Raw genomic sequence first — 23825 nt, forward strand, 5'->3', positions numbered from 1 at the left:
GCCGAGCGTCACTGCTTGAGCATCGCCACATCCATCTTGTGCTGGTCGTCGATGAGGTGGGAGTGGTCGTCGCCGCCGAGGTCGATGCGGACCCAGTCGATCGTCCCGGTGAACGCGTTTCCGGTCGCGGCGTAGTCGGTCGAGACCGGGGAGGCGAGGTCGCATCCCACGTCCACGGTCTCGTCGAAGGTGAACTGGAACGGGATGGTGCGCTCGACGCGCCCCTCCCCGATCTGCTGATCGCCGGCGAACAGGGTGACGGTCCCGCCCTTGCCGATGCCGCCGCCGTCGTACGCGAAGTGGGCGCGCAGCTCCTGCGGGCCGGTGGGCACCGCCGAGTCCGACCGCACGATGTCGACGGCGATGCCGAGGAGGTTGTACGCGAAGGCCAGCTTTCCGCCGGTCGTGTAGAACGACCAGCCGCCGTAGGCGCCGCCCTGGGCGATGATCACCCCCTCCGCTCCGGCGTCGGGCACGGTGGCCTGCGTCGTGACCGTCCACGACTTGTTCTTGATGTTGATCGTCGTGTTCTCGCTGAGGCGGCGCATCCCGGGGTAGAACTTCTGCGAGGTGCCCACCTGCAGCGTCGGCCGGCCGGCGAGGTCGGGGTTGAACCGCTCGGCGGTGCGGATGTCGAGCGGCAGCACGTTGAAGCGGGCGGCCTGGATCAGGAACAGTCGTTGCAGGTGCGCCAGCCGTTCCGGCTCCTCGGCGGCGAGATCGTGCGACTGCGTCCAGTCCTCCTCGACGTTGTAGAGCTCCCAGACGTCGTCGTCCAGACCGTGGTCGGAGCCGAGCCAGGGGTCCTTGTGCTTCGCGACCGCTGTCCAGCCCTTGTGGTAGATCGCGCGGTTGCCGACCATCTCGAAGTACTGGGTCTCGTGCTGCTCGTCCGCCTCGGCTCCCTCGCCGTCGAACGTGTAGTTCATCGGCGTGCCCTCGTAGGGTCGCTGCGTCACCCCGTTGACGGTCGACGGCTCCGGGATGCCCGCGGCCTCCAGCACCGTCGGCGCCACGTCGATGACGTGCGAGAACTGGTGACGGATACCACCCTTCTCGACCCCGCCGTTCGGCCAGCTCACGATCGTGCCGTTGCGGGTGCCGCCCCAGTGGCTCGCCACCTGCTTCGTCCACTGGTAGGGCGTGTCCATCGCGTGCGCCCAGCCCACGGCGTAGTGGTTGTACGAGCTCGGGGTGCCGATGTCGTCGATGTGGTCGGCGACGTACTGCTCCGTCTCGATGTCGTTCATGTGGTTGATCGTGAAGCCCTCGTTGGTCGTCCCGTGCATCGAGCCCTCGGCCGAGGCGCCGTTGTCGCCGATGATGACGTAGACGAGGGTGTCGTCCAGGATGCCGAGCTCCTCGTACGCGTCGAGCAGCCGGCCGACGTGGTGGTCGGCGTACGCGAGGAACCCGGCGTACACCTCCATCTGCCGCGCCAGGGCGGGCTTGATGAGGTCGCTCATCTCGTCCCAGGCGGGGATGCCCTTGCTGCGCTCGGTGAGCACCGCGTCCTTCGGGATGACGCCGAGCTCGAGCTGCCGGGCGAACGTCTCCTCGCGCACGGCGTCCCAGCCCTGATCGAACTTTCCTTTGTACGCGTCGGCCCATTCGGCCGGGACGTGGTGCGGCGCGTGCGTCGCCCCCGGAGCGAAGTAGGTGAAGAAGGGCACGTCCGGCGCGAGGGACTTCTGCTGCTGGGTCCAGGCGATGGCCTTGTCGGTCATGTCGCCCATGAAGTGGTAGCCCTCCTCGGGCGTCCCCCACGGCTCGACAGGCGAGGTGTTCTCGTAGATCGCGGGGTACCACTGGTTGGTCTCGCCGCCGATGAAGCCGTAGAAATACTCGAACCCGCCTCCGGGATGCGGCCAGTGGTCGAACGGCCCGACCGCGCTCGCCTGCCACACCGGCACCTCGTGGCACTTGCCGAACTGGGCCGTGTTGTAGCCGTTCAGCTTGAGGGTCTCGGCGAGCGGCGCGCAGTCGTTCGGACGCAGGGAGCTGTACCCGGGGGCCGAGGTCGCGATCTCGGTGATCCCGCCCATCCCGACCGAGTGGTGGTTGCGCCCGCTCAGCAGGGCGGCGCGCGTCGGCGAGCACAACGCCGTCGTGTGGAAGCGCGTGTACTTCAGCCCGGCGGCGGCGACGCGCTCGAAGTTCGGCGTCTGCACCGGGCCGCCGAACGCGCTCGACGCCCCGAACCCGGTGTCGTCGATCAGCACGACCAAGACGTTCGGCGCGCCCGCGGGAGGCCGGATCGGCGTGATCGGCGGATAGTGCGTATCCGGATCCGTCGCGTCGTAGGTGACCGTGCCGGTGTAGGCCAGGTCGGGGATCGGAAGGGAGCTGCGCTGCACGTCGTCGCCGGTGGTCACGGTGTCGTCCTCGACTCTCTCTTTGAGCGGGCGGTCGATCTCGGCGCCACTCTAAGCCGGGCACGGCTAGCGGGTATAGGCCCTTCTGCCGCTCAGCGTGCCCGTCGCGGCCACCGCCGTCGCGACGATCTGCTCCACGTCGCCGGCGGCATCCAGCCGCACCCCGGGCTCGTCCGCGCCGAGCGGTTCGAGGGCGGCGAGCTGGGAGTCGAGCAGGGCGACCGGCATGAAGTGGTCGCGGCGGGCGCCCATCCGCGCCCGGATGACGGCCGGGTCGGCAGCCAGCTCGAGGAAGACCGCGTGCGGGGCACGGGAGAGCAGCCGGTCCCGGTAGGCGCGTCGCAGGGCGGAGCACGCCACCACGACGCCTCCGGCCGCGAGCACGTCGCCGACGGCATCCAGCCAGGGTGCGCGGTCGGCGTCGTCGAGCGGCTCGCCCCGCATCATCTTGTCGATGTTGGCCGGCGGGTGGAGGTCGTCGGCGTCCACGAAGACACGTCCGGTCGCCGCCGCCAGCCGCGCGCCGACCACGGACTTGCCCGAGCCGGAGACGCCCATCACGACGACGGATGCCTCCCCCGGCCCGGGCGCGCCCATCAGTCCCGCTCCGGGAGGCGGAACGTCACGGCGTAGTCGAAGCGCCCCGGCAGCAGTCGCGCCGACGGCAGGGCCGCGGGGCCGCACGAGGCCGAGCCGAGGCCGTTCTGACCGGCGTCGAGGTTCAGCCAGGTGAGCCCGTCCCGCGCCAGATCGGTGGGGTGGGCGGCGGCATCGAGGGCCTCGCTCGTCCACGGGCGCACGGTCGCGTCGACGGCGGGATGGCCGGTGACCTCCAGCGCCGCGTCGTCCCCGGCGAGCAGCAGCCGCCTCACGCCGGCGCGGTTGCCGTTCTCCTGTGGGAAGGCATACGGGGTCTGCAGCTCGTCGACGCTCGCCGACCAACGCCCGAGCCGCACCGCGCTGCGGGAGTCGGAGTAGGCCTCGCCGGGACCGTAGCCGTCCCACTCCACCTGGTCGAGCTCGCCGGGGAGCGCCAGCCGGAGACCGAAGCGCGGGAGCTCGATGTCCCACGCGCCGATGGGCTCGGCGACGACCCGCAGGGTCGCGGCGTCCGGGCTCGCCGTCCAGCGCTGCTCCACCCGGTAGGCCAGGTCGCTGCCGGGGAAGCCGAGATGACTGGTGACCACGACCTCGCCGTCCTCCTCGGACACCGCGACGCCGTCCGTCCGGACGTGCGCGTGGTCGAGGCCGATCTGCCGCCAGCGCTGCTCCTTGGGCGCCCACGAGAACGGCCGGTCGTTGTCGATCACCGCGCGCCAGACGTCCGGGCCGAACCCGGAGACGGGGAGGTCGCCGAGAGCGACGAGACGTCCGCTGCGCGCATCCAGCCGCGCCGGACCGACCACGAGCTCTCCGTCGGTGCGGGCGACCGGTGCGCCCTGCGCGTACGGAGCCGACGCTCGCGGCTGCTCGAACTGCCCCCACGCCAGCTCGTGTCCGGCGGGTGCCCAGGCGGCGTCCGCCGCGAGCGCCGCGGAGACCGTGATGACGGCGCCCTCCGGCAGATCGGCCGCGGCGAGCGGCACGGAGACACTGCGGCGCGGGCCGACGGGGGCGACCTGGATGCGCTCGCTCGAGAGCTCGACCCCGTCGAGCTCGACGCGGGCGGTGAACGCGAGGTGCGCGGTGTCGCCGTGGTCGTAGCGGTTGGTCACGGTGACGCTGTCGGCCGAGACATCGAGAACGACCGGCGCGTACACCGCCTTCAGTTCCAGCAGGCCGGGTGCGGGCGTGCCGTCGGAGAACGCGAGGCCGTCGGCGACGAAGTTCGCGTCGTGCAGATCCTCGCCGAAGTCGCCGCCGTAGCCGAAGAACTCCCGGCCGTCCTCGGTCTGCGTGCGCAGGCCGTGGTCGTACAGCTCCCAGACGAAGCCGCCCGCCAGGCGCGGATGCTTCTCGAAGACCTCCTGGTACTCGGCGAGGCCGCCCGGGCCGTTGCCCATCGAGTGCGCATACTCGCAGAGCACGAACGGCTTCGCACGGCGCTCGCGGTCGAGGTCGGCGTCGGGCCAGGGCTCCTCCTCGCCGCGGCCGATGACCTCCAGCTCCGCCTGCGTCGTGTACATGCGGCTGTAGACGTCGACGTACTCGGTCGACCAGTCGCGCTCGTAGTGCAGGGGTCGCGAGGGGTCGCGGTCGCGCGCCCACTGCGCCATCGCCCCGAGGTTCTCGCCGGCGCCGCACTCGTTGCCGAGCGACCACATGACCACGCTCGGGCTGTTCTTGTCGCGCTCGACGAGCCGCTGCATCCGGTCGACGAGGGCCTCCCGCCAGCGCGGGTCCTTGGCCGGGTTGCCGGCCAGCTCATGGAACCAGTCGATGGGATAGAAGCCGTGCGTCTCGAGGTCGCACTCGTCGATCACCCAGAGGCCGAGCTCGTCGCACAGCTCCAGGAAGCGCGCCTGCGGCGGGTAGTGGCTGGTGCGCACGGCGTTGATGTTGTGCTGCTTCATTAGCTGGATGTCGTGGCGCATCCGCTCCTCGCTCACGACGCGTCCGGTGTCGGTGTCGATGTCGTGGCGGTTCACGCCGCGCATCAGGGTGCGCACGCCGTTCACCCGGAACTCGCTCTCGGCGATGCTGACGGTGCGGAAGCCGACGCGCAGCCGGATGCGCTCCCCGTCGCTCGCGAGCTCGCCGTCGTACAGCCACGGATCCTCGGCGGACCACGGCCGCACGCCCGGGATGCGCAACTCCTCGCCCGCGGCGATGTCGACGCCGAGGTCCGGGAGGGTGACGCGTGCCGGCACATCCGCCTCCACCCGCAGGATGCCGTCGCCGGAGCGGTGGTCGTAGTCGGCGTGCACCCAGTGGTCGCCGATCGCCCCGGCCGGGCGGCCGAGCAGGGTGACGTCGCGGAAGATGCCCGACAGCCACCACATGTCCTGGTCCTCCAGGTACGTCGCGGAGGACCATTGGTGCACCCGCACGGCGAGCACGTTCTCCTCGCCGCGGCGGACCACGTCGGTGATGTCGAACTCGCTGGCGAGCCGGCTGCCGCTGGTGACGCCGAGCTCCACGCCGTTCAACCACACGCGCCCGACCGAGTCGATGCCGTCGAAGCGCAGCAGCATCCGCTCGACCGCCCAGTCGGCCGGCACGGCGAAGGTGCGCCGGTAGTCGCCCGTCGGGTTCTCGTCCGGGATATGCGGCGGGTCCACGGGGAACGGGTAGCGCCGGTTCGTGTACGCCGGCGCCCCGTGGCCGTTGAGCTGCCAGTGCGCCGGGACCGGGATGGTCCCCCAGCCGGCCGCGTCGAAGTCCGCCGACGCGAAGTCGTCGGGCAGGTCGGCGCGCTCGGCGTAGCGGAACGCCCACTCCCCGTTGAGGCTCAGCTCGGGGGCGTCGGAGCGGGCCCACGATCGGGCGGGCAGGGTGCCGCGGCGGGGCAGGAAGTCGGTCAGATAGGCAGGGGAGGTCATGGCTTCGTCGTCCTCGGCGGTGTCGTGCGGGCGTGCGTGATGTGCGGTCTGCGGGTGTCGGAGGCGGTCTACTCTTTGACGCTCCCGGTGGAGAGACCCGACTGCCAGTAGCGCTGCAGGTAGAGGAAGGCGACGACGAGCGGGACGATCGAGACCAGGGACCCCGTGATGACCGTGGAGAACTGGGCGCTCGCGCCTCCACCCGCCTCGCTCGCGGCCTGGAGCTGCGCGAGCCCGACCGTCAGCGGGAAGAGCGACGGGTCGGTCAGCATGATCAGCGGCAGGAAGTAGTTGTTCCAGGTCGCGACGAGCGCGAACAGCAGCACCGTCACGATGCCGGGGCCGAGCAGCCGCACGCCGATCTGCGCGAAGATGCGGAACTCCCCCGCGCCGTCGATGCGCGCGGCCTCCAGCAGGCTGTCCGGGATGGCCTCCTCGGCGAAGACGCGCATCAGGAAGACGCCGAACGGGCTCACCAGCGACGGCAGGATGATCGCCCAGATCGTGTTGGTCAGCCCCGCCCCCGAGAAGAGGAGGTAGGTCGGGATGGCGAGGGCCGTGGTCGGCACCATGATCGCGCCGAGCACCACGGCGAACCAGAGCTTCTTGCCCGGGAACTCGTACTTGGCGAACGCGTAGCCCGCCGCGGTGGAGAGCGCGGCCGCTCCGACCCCGCTCACCACGGAGTAGAGGATGGTGTTCCAGCCCCAGAGCGCGAACACCCCGTCCCGCTGCGTGAACAGCGTGGTGAGGTTGTCCCAGAGGTGGAACTCCCCGGCGAAGCCGAACCCGAAGGTGGTGAAGAGCCCCGTGTTGTCCTTCGTCGACGCGATCAGCAGCCAGATCAGCGGCAGCACGAAGTACGCCGCGCAGAGCCAGATGAGCACGGTGAGCACCGAGCTGCGGCGCTCGCCGGGCGGCAGGTTGCGGGCACGGCGGCGCGGGGCGGCCGCGCGCTCTGCCGCGCGGGGGCGGGTCATCGTCGCGGTCATCGCCGCGCTCCCTTCTTCTCGCGGCGCGCGGTGCTGAGCTGGACCACGTACGAGACGATCATGATCACGAAGCCGAGCAGGAAGGCGATGGCCGCCGCGTAGTTCATGTCCTGGTTGGTGAACGCGAGGTTGTACGCGTAGAGGTTCGGCGAGAACGAGGTGCCGATGGCGTTCGGGGCGATCTCGAAGAGCAGCTTCGGCTCGCTGAACAGCTGGAAGCTGCCGATGATCGAGAAGATGACGGTCAGCATGATCGCCGAGCGGATCGCCGGGATCTTGATGCTCCACGCGATGCGGAACTGCCCGGCGCCGTCGATGCGCGCGGCCTCGTACAGCTCCTGCGGGATGGCGCGCAGCGCCGAGTACATGATCACCATGTTGTAGCCGATGTACTGCCACGTGACGATGTTCATGATCGAGCCGAGGATGGTGCCGGACGAGAGGAGGTCGGGGGCGCCGAGTCCGATCGCCTCGAAGAACTGCGCGATCGGGCCGAAGTTGCGGCCGTACAGGTAGCCCCACATGAGCGTCGTCACGACGCCGGGCACCGCGTAGGGCACGAAGATCGCGAGGCGGGCGAACTTGCCGCCGCGCACCCGACCGCTGTCGAGGGCGAGCGCGAAGATCAGCGCGAGGCCGAGCATGATCGGCACCTGGATGACGAGGAAGAGCGACATCCTCCCCACGCCCTCCAGGAACCGGCTGTCGCCGAGCGCCCGCAGGTAGTTGTCGAGGCCGACGAAGGCGTCGCCGCCGACGAGCTGCACCCGGAACAGGCTGAGGTAGCCGGCGTAGAAGAGCGGCACGACCAGCATCGTGACGAACACGACGAGGAAGGGCAGCAGGAGCGTGTAGGCCGCGATGTGCTTGCGGCGGGTGTCGGCCGAGCGGCGGCGCCGGCGCGGGGCGGAGAGCGTTGTCATCGGGGGTCCATTCCGGGGCCGGGAGTGCGGGACGGGCGGGAGGTCGCCGCCCCGCACCCGGGGTGCTACTTGACGGTGAAGCCCTGCTGCTTCGCGTAGTCGACGAGCTGGCTCTTCCACTCGTCCAGGGCGGTGAACAGGTCGCTGCGCTCGGTGATCGCGGCGCCCAGCGTCTCCTTGAAGCTCGAGCTGGCGTAGTCGTTGAACGGCAGCCACTGCCAGTCCGACGGCACGGTGCCGGCGATGTCGACGAACACGTCGTTGACCGCCTGGCCGCCGTAGAAGTCGGACTTCTGGTCGCGGAACGCCGACTCCTTCTGCGTCGCGACGAGCGACGGGAAGAGGAACTGCTCGGTCGCGAGCTTCGTGGTGGACGCCTCGTCGTGGTTGAGGAACTTCACGAACTCGGCCGCGACGATCGGGTGCTTGCTGTCCGCGAGCACCACATCCGCCGATCCCCCCTGGTTGCCGGAGGCGGGGGATGCGGCATCCCACTGCGGCAGCGGGGCGGCGCGCCAGAGACCGCTCGTGTTGGCGGCGGTCCCCTGCAGGAACACCGGGCCCCACGCGGCGGCCAGCCAGGTCGCGTAGTCGCCGCGCGACATCCGCTGGTACCAGTTGTCGTCGAGCTGCGGCTCGGTGGCGATCAGGTCCTGCTTGATCAAGTCGTTCCAGTAACCGACGACCTTCTTCACCTCGGCGCTGTCGAAGTCGATGGTGACCGTCTTGTCCCCGTCGTAGCCGAAGGGCTTTGCGCCGGCCTGCCAGAGGAGGGCCAGGAGGGGCGAGAAGCTGTTGCCGGGCAGGTCGGTGATGTACGACCCGGTCTTCTCCTTGACCGTCTTGGCCGCTGCGGCGAACTCCTCCCAGGTCGTGGGCGGCTGCACGCCCGCCTTCTCGAGCAGGTCGGTGCGGTAGAGCAGGCCGGTCGGTCCGAGGTCCTGCGGCAGACCCCAGACGGAGTCGCCGCTCGAGACCTGCGCCCAGGCGCTCGGCGAGTAGTCCTTCTTGTAGTCGCCGTAGCCGTAGGCGCCGAGGTCGAGGATGCTCTTGGTGATCGTGAACGACGGCAGGAACGAGTACTCGATCTGCGCCACGTCCGGCACGTCGCCCGACTTGATGGCCGCGCGCAGCTTCTGGTACTGCGCGGTGGCGCCGCCCTGGTTCTGCAGCTTGACCGTGATCGCCGGGTGCTCCTTCTGGAACGCGTCGATCTCGTTCTGGATGTCGGGCACCCAGGACCAGAAGTCGATGGTCGTCGGGGTGGAGAGCGCTTTTTCGATCTCGTCCGCGCTCGGGCCGGAGGAGGACTTCGCTCCCCCGGTGCCACCGCCGGCGCAGCCGGCGAGGATGAGCGCGAGCGCTGCGGCCGCGGCGAGCGCGGCGGAGCGGCGTTTGAGAGACATGGGTTTCCTTCCGCTGTGGACGGCTCGTCTACGAGTCGTCGCGAGGAACCGCGCCGGGAGTCCTTTCGCCTGGTCGCGGACGCTTCGGTCGCGTCGTCACTGACCGGGCGTGGGGATACGATAACACAGCAAACGGTTAATACGTATGCTTTATCGAAACGGTCAGTTCTGACCGATCGGAGTGATCACGAGTTCGTCGATGCGCACGTGGTGCGGGCTGTCGAGCACGAACCGGACCGCGCGGGCGATGTCGTCGGGGCTCAGCATCGAGGACCGCTGGTCCGCATCCGGAACCGTCGGGCGCAGGGCGAGGAAGTCCGTGTCCACGTCGCCCGGGCACAGGTGGCAGGCCTTGATGCCGTTGCCGTTCTCCTGGTCGTTGAGGGAGGCGACGAGGGTCGCGAGGGCCGCCTTGCTGGACATGTAGGCGACTCCGGCGCCGGGCGAGAAGCGCCAGGCCGAGCGCGAGGAGACCACGACGATGTTCCCGGACGCGGCCGCGCGCATCCCGGGCAGGACGAGGTCGACGATGCGGGCGACGCTGACGAGGTTGGTGTCCACGATCGCCGCGAACTCGTCGGCCGACTGGTCAGCCCACGCGCGGTGCGGCGCATTGAGCCCGGCCGCGAGCACCAGCCCGGTGACCGGGCCCCAGGTCTGCTCGATGGCCGCGTGCGCGGCGCGGAGCGCGGCCGGGTCGGTGACGTCGACCGGGACGGCGAGCGCCTCTCCCCCTGCGTCGCGGACGGCCGCGACGGTCGCCTCCACCGCGTCGGGCCGGCGCCCGCTGACGGCCACCCGCCAACCCGCCGCTGCCGCTGCGATGGCGGAGGCGCGGCCCATGCCGCTGCCGCCGCCCGTGATCCAGATGACCGGCGAATCGCTCACCAGTGAACCTCCCTTGTCCACGCACGATGTAAAAAGCATCTTAATAGGTGCTTCGCGCTGTAATAGTATGCGTAAAAGACTTTCGGGAGGAACAGCTATGGACTGGGGACTGAACGGCCGCGTGGTCGTCGTCACGGGCGCCGGGCGCGGCATCGGCCGCACGATCGCGCAGAGCTTCAGCGACGCCGGCGCGACCGTCGCCGCACTCGACGTCGTGCTCGACGGGGCGCGGGAGTTCGTCGATGGTGTCGAGTCCGCCGGAGGGCGCGCCGGTGCGTTCGCCTGCGACGTGACCGACTCCGCCTCCGTCGAGCGCGCGCTGCGGGAGGTCGCCGATGAGTTCGGCGGTATCGACGTCGTGGTCAACAACGCCGGCATCAACGTCGACGGCACCGTCGAAGAGCTGAGCGACACCGCGTTCTCGCGCTGCCTCGACGTCAACGTCACCGGCGTCTTCCGCGTCTGCCAGGCCGCCATCCCCTACCTCAAGGAGAGCGCCCACGGCCGGGTCATCAACGCGGCGTCGTTCGCCGCGATCGTCCCGAGCGTCGGCAGCGCCGCCTACGCGGCGTCGAAGGCGGCGGTCGTGCAGTTCACCCGCGTCCTCGCCGGCGAGCTCGGCCCGTGGGACGTCACGGTCAACGCCTACGCCCCCGGCATGATCCCCACCGGGATGAACGGCTTCGCCGAGCTTCCCGCCGACGCGCAGTCGCGCCTGCTCGACACGCTGACCCTGCGCCGCTGGGGCGATGCGGCCGAGGTCGCCGACCTCGCACTCTTCCTCGCCAGCGACGCTGCCCGTTACATCACGGGCACTCTGATCGACGTCAGCGGCGGCAAATTCGCCACCCAGATCCCCGCCAAGGCGTACGAACGGGCCGGCCTGCTCTGAGCAGGCGCCCGCCCATCCCCCACGTGATAGGTTCCCGACATGCCGTCTCCCACGCCGCGCACAGCGCACTACCAGCAGTCCCTCCCGGGGCTGCACGGTCAGGTGCTCGATCAGCTGGGAGCCGACATCTGCTCGGGCCGCATGCCCGCGGGCACGGTCATAACGCTGGAGGAGATCGAGCGCAAGTACGAGGTCTCCCGCTCGGTCGGCCGTGAGACCATCCGGGTGCTGGAGGCCATGCGCCTCGTCATCTCCCGGCGCCGCGTCGGTGTCGTCGTGCTCGGCTCCGAGGAGTGGAACCTGCTCGACCCGCGCGTCATCCGCTGGCGCATGGAGTCCCCCGACCGCGCCGAGCAGATCGACGCGCTCACCGAGCTCCGCATCGCGATCGAGCCGGAGGCCGCGCGTCTCGCCGCCACCCGCGCGACCGCTCAGGAGGCCGCGGAACTCGTCGGCATCGCCGGACGCATGTGGGCCGCGAGCGAGGAGGGCGACCGCGAGGCGTTCCTCGAGCTCGACGTGCAGTTCCACTCGCTCGTGCTGGCCTGCTCGGGCAACCCGATGTTCCGCCAGCTCGAGTCCCTCGTGAGCGAGATCCTCCACGGCTGGCTGGCGCACGGGCTCGGCCCGCAGCATCCCCACCCCACGGCACTCTCGCTGCACGGCGCTGTCGCGACCGCCATCCAGACCCGCAACGCCGACGAGGCGTTCACGGTCATGCGCGATCTGCTGGTGCGCAGCGCGCTGGAGTCATCCGACGGCTGAGACGGCGGGATGCGCCGGCTCGCGATCGGGACTATCGTCGCCGCATGTGCCGCAACATCCGCTGCCTCCACAATTTCGAACCGCCGACGACGGACGACGAGGTGCGTGAGGCCGCCCTCCAGTTCGTCCGCAAGGTCAGCGGCTCCACCCATCCCTCCCGCGCGAACGCTCCTGCCTTCGACCAGGCGATCGACGAGATCGCCCACGCCACCCGCCGGATGCTCGACCAGCTCGTCACCAGCGCCCCGCCGAAAAGTCGCGAGGCGGAGGCGGTGAAGGGCCGGCAGCGGCACGAGAAGCGCATGGAGCGCGAGGTCAGGATCCGGACGGCTCCCGTCAGCTAGTCGGCGCTCAGTTCCAGAAGGCGGCGACCTGCGACGCCACGCGCCGGCCGAGCTCGCGCCCGGCCCGGGCCGACGCCGGCCGCGTGGACGGGTCGAGCGGGTTGACCCCGATCGCCGCCAGCGACGCGTCGTCGGCGAAGATCGCGTGAACGCGCGCCGGCTCGAGCGCGGCCAATTCCACCGCGGGAAGGGCTGCACCCATCGGGGACTCCTCCGGACCCGGCACGAGGATCAGGATGCGGTCGGCCCCGGCGGCCAGATCGGCGTTCGCCGAGGTGCGCGTCCCGCCGTCCATGTAGAGCGTCCCGTCGATGGCGACCGGCGGCCACACTCCCGGCACGGCACAGCTCGCGGCGACCGCATCCACGAGGCTGACGCCGGAGTCGCGGTCGAAGACCCGGAGGTCGCCCGTCGCCGTGTCGACAGCGGGGATCAAGAGCGGATGTTCACCCCACGTCTTGACGGAGAGCCGCGCCTCGATCGCCGCGAGACGAGCCTCCGGTGCCACCGTCCGGGCGCCGAGCGCGATCGCGCCGACACGACGCCGCGCCTCCTCGGCAGAGGCGACGTCCGTCATCGCGCCGGCGAAGCTCGCCAGGAGGTCCTGGATGTCGACCTCCGGATTCAGCTCCGCGGTCTCCTCCGAGATCTGCCGCTCGAAGAGCTCGCCGAGCGGCGTGCCGCCCGCCAGCTGTGCGGCGACCGTCGATCCCGCCGACGTCCCGATGAACGTCGTCTCCGCGGAGAGGATGCTGTCGACGAGCATCGGCTCCGCATCCTGGAGCCCCAGCAGCACGCCGGTCTCCCATGCGATTCCCGCCACGCCGCCGCCGGCCAGGACCAATGCACCGCTCGTCATCGTCATGGCGCCATTCTGCCGGACGCTACTCCCGAGACGTGAGTAGGTGCGGGTGTGGAGGCTCCCACACCCGCAACGACTCACGTCTCGCGGAGCGCTTGACCCTGAATCGATTCACGTCTAGCATCGACCTGCAAGCAGCCGGAAAGCGCTTACCGCGCCTACCATCATCGTCAACGTTGACAGGAGACAAGGATGTCCGAAGACGTCACCTCGCTCGAGGCCCGGCGCATGCCGCGCCGCGCGGCCATGAGCGGCTGGGTCGGGAGCGCTCTCGAGTACTACGACTTCTCGATCTACGCCGCAGCCGCCGCCCTGGTGTTCCCGCAGATCTTCTTCCCGAGCGAGAGTCCCGCGGTCGCACTGATCGCCTCCCTCGCCACCTACGGTGTCGGCTACGTCGCCCGCCCGATCGGCGCGTTCGTCCTCGGCAACTTCGGCGACAAGTACGGCCGCAAGCGCATCCTCGTCTTCGCGATGATGGTGATGGGCATCTGCACCCTGCTCGTCGGCCTGCTGCCCACCTACGCGCAGGTCGGCGTGCTCGCGCCGATCCTGCTGGTGGTGCTGCGCCTGATCCAGGGGTTCGCCGTCGCCGGCGAGCTCGGCGGTGCGAGCGCGATGATCGTCGAGCACGCACCTGAGGGCAAGCGCGGCTTCCTCACCAGCTTCAGCCTCCAGGGCACACAGGCGGGCAGCATCCTGGCCTCGGCGAGCTTCATCCCGCTCTCGACCTTCCTCTCCCATGACCAGTTCGTGGCGTGGGGCTGGCGCGTGCCGTTCCTGCTGAGCGTCGTGGTCATCGTCGCCGGCCTCATCATCCGCGCGCGGGTCGAGGAGACCCCGTCGTTCCAGCGCGAGCAGCAGGAGCAGCGCGTGCCGCGCGTCCCGGTCGCCCAGCTGTTCCGCGAGAACGGCGGCACGGTCTTCCGTGCGGTGTGCATGGGCCTCGCGAACGTGATCGGGGTGACCGTCGTCGTGTTCGGCACCGCGTACGCCACTCAGCCCGCGTACGGCGTCGGGATGTCGCCCTCCGTGTACCTGTGGATCCCGGTCGTGGCCAACATCGTCGCGATCATCCTCATCCCGTTCTTCGGGAGGCTCTCCGACCGCATCGGCCGCCGACCGCTGATGATCTGGGGTCCGTTGAGCGCCGGCGTGCTGTCGTTCGCGTACCTGTTCGTGGTGCAGGCGAACAACGTGCCGCTGACCGTCGTGCTCGCCATCCTGATCTTCGGCATCCTCTACCAGATGTGGAACGCGACCTTCGCGAGCTACTTCCAGGAGCTGTTCCCGACCCGCACCCGCGTCACCGGCTTCGCCGTCTCGCAGAACCTCGCGCTGTTCATCACCGGCTTCCTTCCGGCGGTCTTCGCCGCGATCGCCCCTCCCGGGAGCGCGAGCGTTCCGCTGGTCATCGGTGCCTTCACCCTGCTCTTCTCGCTGATCTCCGCGTTCGCCGCCTGGCGCTCGCGCGAGACCGCCAAACTGGATCTCGAGGAGCTCGAGACGGCGCCCATCAAGCAGGTACGCGCGCCGCGGGGCGAGGCCCGTACCCGGCAGGCATGAGCCGACGGGCCGCGGAAGCGACGAGACGGAGATCGGGATGGTGAGCACAGGCGGGGCGCGGGTGGCCCTGATCGGCGCCCACGGTTTCGGACTCGTCCACCGCCGCAACCTCGCCCGTCTGCAGGAGCTCGGCCGCGCGACGCTCGTCGCCGTGGCCGAGCCCTCGCCGCTGCAGCCCGGCGAGCTGCCGGACAGCGTCCGGACATACTCCGACGCGGCCGCGCTGCTCGCCGCCGAGAGCGACCTGGATGTCGTCATCGTCTCCACTCCTCTGCACACCCACTTCGGCCTGGCCGAGGCCGTCCTGGCCTCAGGCGCCGACCTCTACCTCGAGAAGCCGCCGGTGACCTCCCTCGAGCAGTTCGACCGCTTGCGCGCGCTCGCGGCCGACGGCGGTCGGCGCGTGCAGGTCGGCTTCCAGAGCCTCGGCTCGCACGCCATCCCGTGGCTGCGCGCCGCGATCGAGGCCGGCGAGTTCGGCGACGTGCGCGCCATCACCGCCACCGGGCTGTGGACCAGGAGCCGCGCGTACTTCTCCCGCTCCCCCTGGGCCGGCCGGCGCACGCTCGACGGGGTGGATGTCGTCGACGGCGTCGCCACCAACGCCCTCTCGCACGCGGTCATCACCGCCCTGACCGTCGCCGGTGCACGCCGCGCGAGCGACCTCGAACGCGTGGAGGTCGACCTCCACCGCGCCAACCCCACCGAGAGCGACGACACCACCGTGGTCCGGGTGCGGCGACCCGCGCCCGAGCCGGACGTCACCTGCGCGCTCACCCTGTGCGGGCCGGAGGAGGCCGAGCCGTACGTCACCGTGCACGGCTCGACCGCCACCGCCACCTTCTTCTATGTGGCCGACGAGGTGCGCGTCGACGCCGGCGGCGCAGTGCGGACCAAGCGCTTCGATCGCACCGATCTGCTCGAGAACCTCCTCGACGCCCGCGCGGGCCGGGGCGAGCTGCTCAGCCCGCTCGACGGGACCGAGGCCTACATGAGTGTGTTGGAGGCCGTGCGCACAAGCCCGGAGCCCCACCCGATCCCGGACCGCTTCGTCGAGCGGGTCGGTTCCGGCGACGACGAGCACATCGTCATCCGCGGCGTCGAGCAGGCGGTGCTCCGCGCGTGCGCGGCCGAGGCCACCTTCACCGAGCTCGGGCTGCCGTGGGCGGCGCAGGCTGCGGCTGCGGCTGCGGACGATGCGCTCCGCATCGATGGCCGACCCGTCGCCGAGCTCCGCTCGGGGGGCGCCGTCGCGGCCTCCCTGTCTCCCCGACCGTACCTGCACCCCGTCCGCACGCTCGCCGGTGTGGCGCTCACCCACCACTTCCCGATCGACCACACCTGGCATCTCGGCGTCGGCGTGGCCATGCCGGACGTCGGCGGCACCAACCTCTGGGGCGGTCCCGACTACCGTTCCGACGGCGAGGGATACCGCTGGCACCGCACCCACGGGACCATCCGCCGAGCCGCGGAGGACGTCGTCGGGTCGGGCACCCTCCAGCAACGGCTGACGTGGTGCGATCGGGACGGCGCCGCGCTCGTCGACGAGACCCGCGAATGGACCTTCGCAGCGATCGACTCGGTGTCGTGGCTACTCGAACTCCGCTTCACGCTCACGGCGGCCGACGGTCCCGTCGAGCTGGGCAGCCCCGGCTCGCACGGCCGTGCCGGCGCGGGCTACGGAGGCTTCTTCTGGCGGTTCGCCCGTTGCCGCAACGTGGAGGTCCGCGCGGCCGACGCGACCGGGGAGGAGGCCGTGAACGGCTCCCTTGCGCCCTGGCTGAACTGGACCGCGGAGTTCGCCGACGGTCCGGCGAGCGTGCGCTTCTCGGCCCCTCCCGAGTCCGACGACCCGTGGTTCGTCCGCGTCGCGGACTACCCGGGTGTGGGCTCGGCCCTGGCGTGGGACCGGCCCCTGCGTTTGGATGAGGGGCCGGTCACGCGGACGATCTCGATGGTCGTGGGCGACTGAGGCGTCCTCGATCAGGACGCCCGCTCGACGGGCGCCTGGAGTTCGGTCAGCCATTCGGGGCCCGGGATGTGGCCGGTGGCGCGCACGTAGACCTCGCGGGTGGGGCCGACGACGCGGTAGCCGTCGGTGACGAGGCTCTCGATGAGCGCCATCCAGGAGTCGCCGATGCCGGACATATCGCCGTGGTGCATCAGTGTCGCGGCCAGGGGCACGGCAGGCAGCTCGACGACGTCGTAGCCCTCGCCTGGCTGGGGAGGTGTCTCCGCTGGATAAGAGATGTTCACCTCGAGCCGTTCATCGTCCCGGGATTCGTACCAGAACGTGGAAGGCGCGAGGATCGGACGCCCCGCAGCCTCCAGAGCCCGGTCCAGTGAGCCGATGAGCGGCCCGACGATCGGCCCCACCAGTTCGGGCCCCATCCCGGGCGCGGTGCCGCTGACGGCGTAGACGGTGAACGCCTCGAGGGGGCGGTACTCGACGAGTGTGGACATGGTTTCCGTTCCTTCCAGGATGTTGAGGCGCCGCTCGAGCCGATCGAGCCGGTCGCGATCCTGGGCGATTCCCGCCACCAGCTCGGCCCGCTGTTGCCGCAGCGTCGCCGTCAGGGCGGGCCGCGGGTCCGTGGAGGCGAGCACGGCGGCGATGGCGTCCAGGCCGATCCCGAGCTGTCGCAGCTCGACGATCAGGAGCAGGCTCGCAAGCTGCACGTCCGAATAGAAGCGGTACCCGTTGTGCTCGTCGACGTGCGCCGGCGGCAGCAGGCCGATCGCGTCGTAGTGCCGCAGCATCCGCACGCTGATTCTCCCGATCGCCGCGAATTCCCCGATGGTGTACATGATGGAGGCCACACTCCAGCCTGACACGGTGTGAGGGTCAAGCCCCGTGAGCGTTCGACGTCGAAGCGGTCCGACAACGAGAAACGGCGGCTGATGATCAGCCGCCGTTTCCGGTGTTTTCAAATTCTGTAGCGAGGGCGGGACTCGAACCCGCGACACCACGATTATGAGCCGTGTGCTCGTATTGGGCCTTCACCAGCCAGCGTCACCACCAGGAAAACCGCGTAATTCCGCACCATTTCGAGGTGGGACACTGAGTACGGACGCGTACGACAGAAGAGGATTGTGTCCAAATTGTGTCCGCTTCCAGAGCGATGGCAAGAGCTGGCCTGCGCCCGCGACGTCTCGATGGGCAGGTCACTTGCCACAAACAGCACCACGCGCGCGATGTCGTCCGGGGTGCCGAGGCGCGCGCAAGCGATCCGGGACCCGCGACGAGCTACCGGACCGGGCGATTGAGTGCGACGACGAAGGGGGCGTCGTGGATGCTGCCTCCATCACCCGATTCCGTGGCTTGTGCTCAAGCGACGGCTCGCGAAGCGGACCGGGTCGAGTTCAGCGCCGACCGGGTACTGATAGTCGAACAGCGCGGCACCCGCCTCGACCAATTCCGTCGCACCGTCTGGGGCGACCTTCGCGACAACGACACGCTTGCCGTCTGGGTGCGACGCCGTCAGATGGAGGAGGCTCATGGTTGCGTCATGATTGCCTCGGACGCGGATCCACGGGTCCCCTATGGTGAGCGACAGTGCACCGTGGTGGGCACGGAACGCGACTTTGCCGGAATATCGGAACTCGTTGTCAGCAACTTCCGCGAGCGGGAATCGCAGCGCTCCGGCAGCTGCGCGCGAAGCAGGCAAGATCACTTCGATCGCCCCGACGACCTCGACGTAGGCGAGAAACGATGCGCGGATGCCCCACACGAGGTCACTGTCGTACATGCTTGTCTTCATCGCGAGCCGACGAGGAGGACGGGCTTGATCGCCTCACCCGTGCGCGCCTCCGCCTCGGCGACATCGATGTCCTCGAACCGGTAGGTGGCGACCAACCGATCGAAGGGGAATCGTCCGGCCTGCCAATGCTCGATGAGCAGGGGGATGAACCGCTGCGGATCGGCCCCGCCCTCCAGGACGTAGGTCACGCGTTTGCCGGTGAGAGTCGTCGGGTGCAACGCCAGACCGTCGACGCTGGCACCGAGGAGGACGATCTCGCCGCCCGCCCCGACGACCTCGATCGCGCTCTCCATCACGGCACTGACTCCAGTCGTGTCGAGGGCGAAATCGAGACCGTCGGAATCTCCGAGGATGCGATCCACGAGCCGCTTCTCGCTGGCGAGAACGACGCGGGTGGCCCCCAACTCGAGTGCAAGGTCCAACCTGCTCTGATGCAGATCGATCGCGACGATGTCTGCGGCGCCGGCGACCTTGGCGGCCATCACCGCCGACAGACCCACAGCGCCGGCGCCGAATACGGCGATCGACTGACCGGGCTGAAGATCCATCTCATTCAGCACTGCCCCTGCGCCGGTTTGAATGCCGCATCCCAGGGGGCCCATGAGTTCGATCGGGAGATCGGGGTCGACTACGACAGCACTTCGCTCGTTGACGATGCAGTATTCAGCGAATGATGACTGTCCGAACCACCGGTTCTGCAGTGGTGTTCCGGCACCGTCCGTTGCGCTGGTGCCACCGAACATGTCGCGGCCACTCATGTTCAGGGCGAGGAAGTTGACGCAATAGGCTGGCGTGCCCTTGAGACACTGGCCGCACTCGCCGCACGAGGCAAAGCTGAGCACCACGGCATCGCCGAGACGGACGTGGGAAACCTCGTCACCGACCTCGGTGACGACGCCTGACCCTTCGTGTCCGAGAATCGCGGGGAGGGCGTGCGCGGCCATTCCTCGCGGCATGACGTCGGTGTGGCAGAAGCCCACGCCGACGATTCTGACGAGGACATCATGCGGGCCGAGTTCGCCCAGTGTCACCTGTTCGAACGCGAACCGTGCATCGGGGGCGCGGAGAACGGCAGCGAGGGTGTTCGTGGTCACGGGGTCATCTTCCTTACGTGTGGGCCGGCTGCGTTGCCGGTTCGAGAATTCGGATTGCGTCGGAGAAGAGACCACGCTCTGCGATGTGGCGCCGAAGCTTCATGATCTTCTTGCGTTCGTCGAGTGTGGCTGCCCCAACGAGGCGGTCGCCCGTTCTGTAGAGCGCGACGAAGCGGGAGTCGTCCGGGCTTCCTGACGCGAATTCGACCGCCTCGGCAGTGGCGGTTCCGACGAACTGGATGCGCTGGCCGTACCAGTCGCTCCAGAAGTAGGGCACGGTCTCGTAGCGTTCGGCGTGGGACGGGTCGGCCGCGTTAGCGCCTGCCTGCGCCGCCTGATCGGCAGCGTTCGTCCAGTTCTCCAACCGCATGACGAGGTCGAGCGCACCGTTCGGCCAGTGTGCGACGTCGCCGGCCGCGTACACCCCGGGCAGCGAGCTCTGCAGATATTCGTCGCAGATGATTCCGCCATCGAGCGGATGAAGTCCGATCCCGGAGTCACGCAACCACTCGGTGGCAGGAGCGGCGCCGATCCCGACGACGACGACGTCGGCTCGGAGCACGTCGCCGTTGCTCAGCCGAACCGCTTCGATCCGGTCTGATCCGAGATACTCGACGATCCGCGTGTCCATCAGCAGACGCGTGCCATGCCGTTGATGGAGGCCGGCCAGCGCGCGGCCGACGACGTCTCCGACGGCGCGCACCAGAGGGACAGGTGCGGCCTCGATCACGGTCACCTCGGCGCCCAGATGGGTCGCCGAAGACGCGATCTCCGATCCGATGAAGCCGGCCCCGAGGATGACCACGTGCGCACCGGGACGAATACTCTCGCGCAGCCGATCCGCGTCGTCGAGGGTGCGGAGCGTGACGATTCCGGCGAGCGCGGGCACTCCCGGGATCGTGCGCGGTGCCGCTCCTGTCGCGATGATCAGGCGGTCATAGGCCACATCGCCGGAGGTCGTGGCGACAGTGTGATCATCGGCGCGAAGCGCGGTGGCGCACGTGCCGAGCCGCAAGTCGACCCGCAGTTCGTCGCGGATGGCGTCCTCGGTGCGGTAGTAATCGGCTGCGGATTCCCCGGTCAGGTACCGCTTCGAGAGCGGGGGCCGGTCGTACGGCAGATGCGCCTCTGCCCCGATCATGGTGATGTCGCCTTCGAAACCGTGCCGGCGGGCTGCTTCGACGGACCGTATGCCCGCCAGGGACGCCCCGACGACGAGAAGTCGCTCGGTCATGATCCGGCCGGCACGAGGCTCAGCGCCGCCGCGGGGCAGCCGGACACGGCAGCTTCTGCCGCGTCGCGGTCGGCGGCGGTCACGAGATCGTCGTGCACGATCAGAGTGCCGTCGTCGTCGACCTCGAAGCGGTCGGGCGAGAGCGATTCGCAGATGCCGATTCCGGTGCAGCGACCGCGGTCCACGACGATACGAAGAGTTTCCATGCTTGCACTCCTGGTTCGGTCACCGAATGGTGACGGGAAGGTGCTTGACGCCGTTGATGAAGTCGCTCACCAGGTACTCCGGCTCGCCGACCTCCATGTCGGGCAGTTTGGTGAGGATCTGCTGGAACAGCGCGCGGAGCTGCGCCTTCGCCACGCCGTTTCCGAGGCAGTAGTGCACGCCTCCGCCGCCGAAGCCGACGTGAGGCGTCCGCCCGCGGGAGAGATCGAACTTCGACGGGTCGGGGAACACCGATTCGTCGCGGTTACCCGAACAGTAGAACAGTCCGACTTTGTCGCCCGCCTCGATCCGCTGTCCGGCGAGCTCGACATCGACGGTTGCGGTGCGAGCGAAGTCGATGACAGGCGAAGCGTGCCGTACGAATTCCTCGATCGAGCCCATGATGCGGCCGTCGAAGTCTTCCATCAGCCACGCGCGCTGGTCCGGGTTCTCGGCAAGGGACATCACCGTGCGGGTCGTGGTCTGCTTCGTCGTGTCGTTCCCGGCGACGCTGAGCAGCAGCATCAGCATCAGGATCTCCTGGTCCTCCAGACGCCGCCCGTCGATCTCGGCCGACACCATCGCCGTCATGATGTCGTCCTTCGGATCTTCGCGGCGGGCCGCGGACAGCTCGCTCGTGATGCTGGCGAGAACGAAGAAGGCTTTGCCGGCGATCTCGCCACGATCCTCGTCGCCGAAATCGGCGTAAGGATCCTGGATCAGGATCAGATCGTTCCCGGCTCTGGCGAAACTGTCCATCAACGACTCCGGGATGCCGACGAGGTCGGCGACGGTCATCATCGGGAGCTTGCTGGACACCTCCTCGACGAAGTCGATCGTGCCTGCGCCGACGACCCTGTCGATGATCTGAGTCGCCCGTTCCTGGATCTTGTCGCTCAGCCGGGCGACCGCCTTCGGTGTGAACCCCGCGCTCATAATCTTCCGGAACGCGGTGTGGCTCGGCGGATCCATGTCGAGGATGGGGACGACCACGGCCTGGTCCGGCACGCCAGGGTGCAGCGGTGTGCGACCCAGTTCGGAGCTGAACAGCTCGTTGTGCTGGCTCACATAGCTGATGTCCGCCGCGCGGGTGACGGCCCAGAAGCCGGCCTGACCGTGCTGTTCCGGTGTCACCGTCAGATCCTCGAGCGGGGCGTGCCAGCTCACCGGATGGTCGGCGCGCAGCCGAGCGAACGTGTCATCGCGCTCGTCGAAGGTTTTCGACCAGAACGCGACGCTGGAGATGTCGAGGTCGGTCGTCGGTTCGTGCGTGGTGGTATGGACCGGCATGGTTCTACTCGGTACCGTCGGCGGGGAGCCCGCGGATCGCTCGAATCTTCTCCGCGGAGAAGGGGGGCTGTCCGTATCGGGCGGCGCCTTCGCCGCGCTTGGTGAGAACGGCACGTTCGTGGCTGAAGGTACGGATTCCGAACTCGCCGTGATAGGAGCCCATCCCGCTGGCGCCCACTCCCCCGAACGGCAGCGTAGACACACCCAGTTGGAGCATGGGCGCATTGATTCCCACGGATCCGGAGGAAGTCCTCGTGAGGAAGTCCTCTGCGACGCCGTCGTCCGTGGTGAAGACGTACAGCGCCAATGGCTTGTCCCCGCGGTTGATGATGCCGATCGCCGCCTCGGAATCGGCGACCGGGACGATCGGGAGGATCGGTCCGAAGATCTCCTCCTTCATCACCGGGTCATCGACGGTGACGTCGGTCAGGACGGTGGGGGCGAGGTAGCGTTCCGATCGCTCCGCGACGCCGCCGATGGCGACGCCCGTGTCGGGCAGCAGCCCGACGAGGCGATCGTGATGGCGAGTGTTGACGATGCGGCCGAAATCCCTGGACTCGTGCGGGTCGGTCCCGTACATGTCCGCGATCTCGCGCGCGAGTGCTTCGACGAGCTTGGGCTGCACGGCCTTCGTGGTCAGAATGTAGTCCGGGGCGACGCAGGTCTGGCCGGCGTTGAGGAACTTGCCCCAGACCAGCCAATGAGCGGCGGCGGCCAGGTCGGCGGAGCCGTCGACCCACACGGGTGACTTGCCCCCGAGCTCGAGCGTCACCGGTGAGAGGTGCTTCGCAGCGGCCTCCATCACCACGCGCCCCACCACGCCGTTGCCGGTGTAGAAGATGTGGTCCCAGGGCAACGAGAGCAGCTCGGTCGTCTCCTCGACGCCTCCCTCGACGATGCGGATCGCGCGCGGGTCGAGATACTTCGGAACGAGCGCCGCCGCGACGGCCGACGTCGCCGGCGCCAGCTCGCTGGGCTTGATCACGACCGCGTTGCCTGCGGCGATGGCGGCGATCACCGGCATGAAGAGGAGGTGCACGGGGTAGTTCCACGGGGAGATGACGAGGACCGTGCCGAGTGGCTCACGGACGATCTGAGCGGTCGCGGGCTGCAGGCCGTCCGGGACGGCGACCTCGCGGCGGCTGGTCCATGCTTCGAGGTTCTGCAGCACCAGTCCGATCTCGGATCGGACCGAGCCGGTCTCCGCCATGAACGATTCGATCGGGGGCTTCCCGAGATCGGCGTACAGCGCGTCTTCGAATGCGGGCCCGTTCTCGCGAAGGAGCTGCTCGAGAGCGATGAGCTGTTGCTGCCGCCAGGCGAGCGGTTTCGTGATGCCGGCGGCGAAGCCCGCGCGGGCGACGTCGGCCTGCTGGGTCGGGCTGAGGATGTCGGAGTCGACGCGTGCGTCGGGGGCGATGGTCATGAGGATCCTTTCGGAGACCCGCTACACGCGGGTCCCGGCTACCTTCTGCGCGGGGAACATGCCGGCCTTGGCGGTGCCGGACAGGGCGTCGTCTTCGACCTCGACGGTCCAGACGATGTGCAGCTTCATCGGTGAGGCGACGTCCTGAGTGAATGTCGCGGTGTCGCCGTCGAACACGACGTTGTCGACCTCGGTCGTGTCGTCGCCGTTGCCGGACATCACCGCGCGCGGAGGGTCATCGGTGAAGGTGAGATCGAACTTCTGCTCGCCGAACGGACTCTTCATGGCGATGCTCCACGTTCCAAGGACGGACATGCTTCT

The 23825-nt window shown here is 69.2% G+C and carries 21 protein-coding genes; 5 read left to right on the forward strand and 16 right to left on the reverse strand.

Going from position 1 to position 23825, the window contains the following annotated elements:
- Nucleotides 1-8 precede the first annotated feature (8 nt).
- From HNR14_RS05250 to HNR14_RS05280, 7 genes are all read right to left on the reverse strand, one after another.
- On the reverse strand, nucleotides 9-2375 hold the full coding sequence (locus HNR14_RS05250; RefSeq protein WP_343064418.1) for an arylsulfatase: 2367 nt from the start codon (nucleotides 2373-2375) through the stop codon (nucleotides 9-11).
- A gap of 66 nt (nucleotides 2376-2441) precedes the next feature.
- A complete protein-coding gene (locus HNR14_RS05255; protein WP_179700192.1) occupies nucleotides 2442-2972 on the reverse strand; it encodes a gluconokinase in 531 nt (176 codons plus the stop codon).
- On the reverse strand, nucleotides 2972-5857 hold the full coding sequence (locus tag HNR14_RS05260) for a glycoside hydrolase family 2 TIM barrel-domain containing protein (protein ID WP_179700193.1): 2886 nt from the start codon (nucleotides 5855-5857) through the stop codon (nucleotides 2972-2974). Before HNR14_RS05260 ends, HNR14_RS05255 begins: the two co-directional genes overlap by 1 nt.
- A 68-nt stretch (nucleotides 5858-5925) precedes the next feature.
- Complete coding sequence (locus HNR14_RS05265; protein WP_179700194.1) at nucleotides 5926-6849, reverse strand: carbohydrate ABC transporter permease; 924 nt, start codon at nucleotides 6847-6849, stop codon at nucleotides 5926-5928.
- Nucleotides 6846-7772 carry a carbohydrate ABC transporter permease gene (locus tag HNR14_RS05270; RefSeq protein ID WP_021762122.1) on the reverse strand — a complete coding sequence of 309 codons (927 nt, stop codon included), beginning with the start codon at nucleotides 7770-7772 and terminating at the stop codon, nucleotides 6846-6848. Before HNR14_RS05270 ends, HNR14_RS05265 begins: the two co-directional genes overlap by 4 nt.
- A 65-nt stretch (nucleotides 7773-7837) precedes the next feature.
- Nucleotides 7838-9178, reverse strand: coding sequence for an ABC transporter substrate-binding protein (locus HNR14_RS05275; protein WP_179700195.1), 1341 nt, complete (start codon nucleotides 9176-9178; stop codon nucleotides 7838-7840).
- 162 nt (nucleotides 9179-9340) lie between these two features.
- The gene (locus tag HNR14_RS05280) at nucleotides 9341-10066 is read right to left on the reverse strand and encodes an SDR family oxidoreductase (RefSeq protein WP_343064419.1); all 726 of its coding nucleotides are present in this window, start codon (nucleotides 10064-10066) and stop codon (nucleotides 9341-9343) included.
- A 97-nt stretch (nucleotides 10067-10163) separates the two neighbouring features.
- On the opposite strand from HNR14_RS05280, the gene HNR14_RS05285 reads away from it, so the two are divergent.
- From HNR14_RS05285 to HNR14_RS05295, 3 genes are read left to right on the forward strand one after another with little or no spacing between them, the layout of a single operon-like run.
- Nucleotides 10164-10958, forward strand: a complete 795-nt coding sequence (locus HNR14_RS05285; RefSeq protein WP_179700197.1) for an SDR family NAD(P)-dependent oxidoreductase — start codon at nucleotides 10164-10166, stop codon at nucleotides 10956-10958.
- Between the two features lie 39 nt (nucleotides 10959-10997).
- Entirely contained in the window at nucleotides 10998-11723 is a 726-nt protein-coding gene (locus tag HNR14_RS05290) for a FadR/GntR family transcriptional regulator (protein ID WP_179700198.1), read from the forward strand.
- A gap of 44 nt (nucleotides 11724-11767) precedes the next feature.
- Nucleotides 11768-12067, forward strand: coding sequence for a DUF2277 domain-containing protein (locus HNR14_RS05295; protein WP_179700199.1), 300 nt, complete (start codon nucleotides 11768-11770; stop codon nucleotides 12065-12067).
- A 7-nt stretch (nucleotides 12068-12074) separates the two neighbouring features.
- Here the strand turns inward: HNR14_RS05295 and HNR14_RS05300 are convergent, their stop codons facing one another.
- Entirely contained in the window at nucleotides 12075-12932 is an 858-nt protein-coding gene (locus tag HNR14_RS05300; protein WP_218874974.1) for a patatin-like phospholipase family protein, read from the reverse strand.
- A gap of 189 nt (nucleotides 12933-13121) precedes the next feature.
- Between HNR14_RS05300 and HNR14_RS05305 the strand changes: the two genes are divergently transcribed.
- Together HNR14_RS05305 and HNR14_RS05310 are read left to right on the forward strand one after the other, a co-directional pair.
- Nucleotides 13122-14495 (forward strand): MFS transporter, encoded by a 1374-nt coding sequence (locus HNR14_RS05305; RefSeq protein ID WP_179700200.1) that lies wholly within the window; start codon nucleotides 13122-13124, stop codon nucleotides 14493-14495.
- A 37-nt stretch (nucleotides 14496-14532) separates the two neighbouring features.
- Entirely contained in the window at nucleotides 14533-16467 is a 1935-nt protein-coding gene (locus HNR14_RS05310) for a DUF6807 family protein (RefSeq protein WP_179700201.1), read from the forward strand.
- 11 nt (nucleotides 16468-16478) lie between these two features.
- On the opposite strand, the gene HNR14_RS05315 is transcribed toward HNR14_RS05310, so the two are convergent.
- The 8 genes from HNR14_RS05315 to HNR14_RS05350 form a co-directional block, all read right to left on the reverse strand.
- Nucleotides 16479-17330 carry a MerR family transcriptional regulator gene (locus HNR14_RS05315; protein WP_343064420.1) on the reverse strand — a complete coding sequence of 284 codons (852 nt, stop codon included), beginning with the start codon at nucleotides 17328-17330 and terminating at the stop codon, nucleotides 16479-16481.
- Nucleotides 17331-17800: 470 nt separating this feature from the next.
- A complete protein-coding gene (locus tag HNR14_RS05320) occupies nucleotides 17801-18244 on the reverse strand; it encodes an HtaA domain-containing protein (RefSeq protein ID WP_179700202.1) in 444 nt (147 codons plus the stop codon).
- An 8-nt stretch (nucleotides 18245-18252) separates the two neighbouring features.
- A complete protein-coding gene (locus tag HNR14_RS05325) occupies nucleotides 18253-19350 on the reverse strand; it encodes an alcohol dehydrogenase catalytic domain-containing protein (RefSeq protein ID WP_179700203.1) in 1098 nt (365 codons plus the stop codon).
- A gap of 13 nt (nucleotides 19351-19363) precedes the next feature.
- On the reverse strand, nucleotides 19364-20584 hold the full coding sequence (locus HNR14_RS05330) for an NAD(P)/FAD-dependent oxidoreductase (RefSeq protein ID WP_179700204.1): 1221 nt from the start codon (nucleotides 20582-20584) through the stop codon (nucleotides 19364-19366).
- Nucleotides 20581-20790 (reverse strand): ferredoxin, encoded by a 210-nt coding sequence (locus HNR14_RS05335; RefSeq protein ID WP_179700205.1) that lies wholly within the window; start codon nucleotides 20788-20790, stop codon nucleotides 20581-20583. The genes HNR14_RS05330 and HNR14_RS05335 overlap by 4 nt, the downstream gene beginning before the upstream one ends.
- 19 nt (nucleotides 20791-20809) lie before the next feature.
- Nucleotides 20810-22192, reverse strand: coding sequence for a cytochrome P450 (locus HNR14_RS21300; RefSeq protein WP_218874975.1), 1383 nt, complete (start codon nucleotides 22190-22192; stop codon nucleotides 20810-20812).
- Entirely contained in the window at nucleotides 22083-23504 is a 1422-nt protein-coding gene (locus tag HNR14_RS05345; RefSeq protein WP_179700206.1) for an aldehyde dehydrogenase family protein, read from the reverse strand. The genes HNR14_RS21300 and HNR14_RS05345 overlap by 110 nt, the downstream gene beginning before the upstream one ends.
- Nucleotides 23505-23525: 21 nt before the next feature.
- A complete protein-coding gene (locus HNR14_RS05350; RefSeq protein ID WP_179700207.1) occupies nucleotides 23526-23819 on the reverse strand; it encodes a hypothetical protein in 294 nt (97 codons plus the stop codon).
- Nucleotides 23820-23825: the final 6 nt, after the last annotated feature.

This window comes from Leifsonia naganoensis (assembly GCF_013410615.1).
Lineage (GTDB): Bacteria > Actinomycetota > Actinomycetes > Actinomycetales > Microbacteriaceae > Leifsonia > Leifsonia aquatica.

Bases quoted from the DNA above. Each gene is read 5' to 3' on its own strand.
- HNR14_RS05255 (WP_179700192.1), bottom strand. From the start codon at position 2,972: ATGGGCGCGCCCGGGCCGGGGGAGGCATCCGTCGTCGTGATGGGCGTC.
- HNR14_RS05260 (WP_179700193.1), bottom strand. From the start codon at position 5,857: ATGACCTCCCCTGCCTATCTGACCGACTTCCTGCCCCGCCGCGGCACC.
- HNR14_RS05265 (WP_179700194.1), bottom strand. From the start codon at position 6,849: ATGACCGCGACGATGACCCGCCCCCGCGCGGCAGAGCGCGCGGCCGCC.
- HNR14_RS05270 (WP_021762122.1), bottom strand. From the start codon at position 7,772: ATGACAACGCTCTCCGCCCCGCGCCGGCGCCGCCGCTCGGCCGACACC.
- HNR14_RS05275 (WP_179700195.1), bottom strand. From the start codon at position 9,178: ATGTCTCTCAAACGCCGCTCCGCCGCGCTCGCCGCGGCCGCAGCGCTC.
- HNR14_RS05285 (WP_179700197.1), top strand. From the start codon at position 10,164: ATGGACTGGGGACTGAACGGCCGCGTGGTCGTCGTCACGGGCGCCGGG.
- HNR14_RS05290 (WP_179700198.1), top strand. From the start codon at position 10,998: ATGCCGTCTCCCACGCCGCGCACAGCGCACTACCAGCAGTCCCTCCCG.
- HNR14_RS05295 (WP_179700199.1), top strand. From the start codon at position 11,768: ATGTGCCGCAACATCCGCTGCCTCCACAATTTCGAACCGCCGACGACG.
- HNR14_RS05300 (WP_218874974.1), bottom strand. From the start codon at position 12,932: ATGACGATGACGAGCGGTGCATTGGTCCTGGCCGGCGGCGGCGTGGCG.
- HNR14_RS05305 (WP_179700200.1), top strand. From the start codon at position 13,122: ATGTCCGAAGACGTCACCTCGCTCGAGGCCCGGCGCATGCCGCGCCGC.
- HNR14_RS05310 (WP_179700201.1), top strand. From the start codon at position 14,533: ATGGTGAGCACAGGCGGGGCGCGGGTGGCCCTGATCGGCGCCCACGGT.
- HNR14_RS05320 (WP_179700202.1), bottom strand. From the start codon at position 18,244: ATGTACGACAGTGACCTCGTGTGGGGCATCCGCGCATCGTTTCTCGCC.
- HNR14_RS05330 (WP_179700204.1), bottom strand. From the start codon at position 20,584: ATGACCGAGCGACTTCTCGTCGTCGGGGCGTCCCTGGCGGGCATACGG.
- HNR14_RS05335 (WP_179700205.1), bottom strand. From the start codon at position 20,790: ATGGAAACTCTTCGTATCGTCGTGGACCGCGGTCGCTGCACCGGAATC.
- HNR14_RS05345 (WP_179700206.1), bottom strand. From the start codon at position 23,504: ATGACCATCGCCCCCGACGCACGCGTCGACTCCGACATCCTCAGCCCG.
- HNR14_RS05350 (WP_179700207.1), bottom strand. From the start codon at position 23,819: ATGTCCGTCCTTGGAACGTGGAGCATCGCCATGAAGAGTCCGTTCGGC.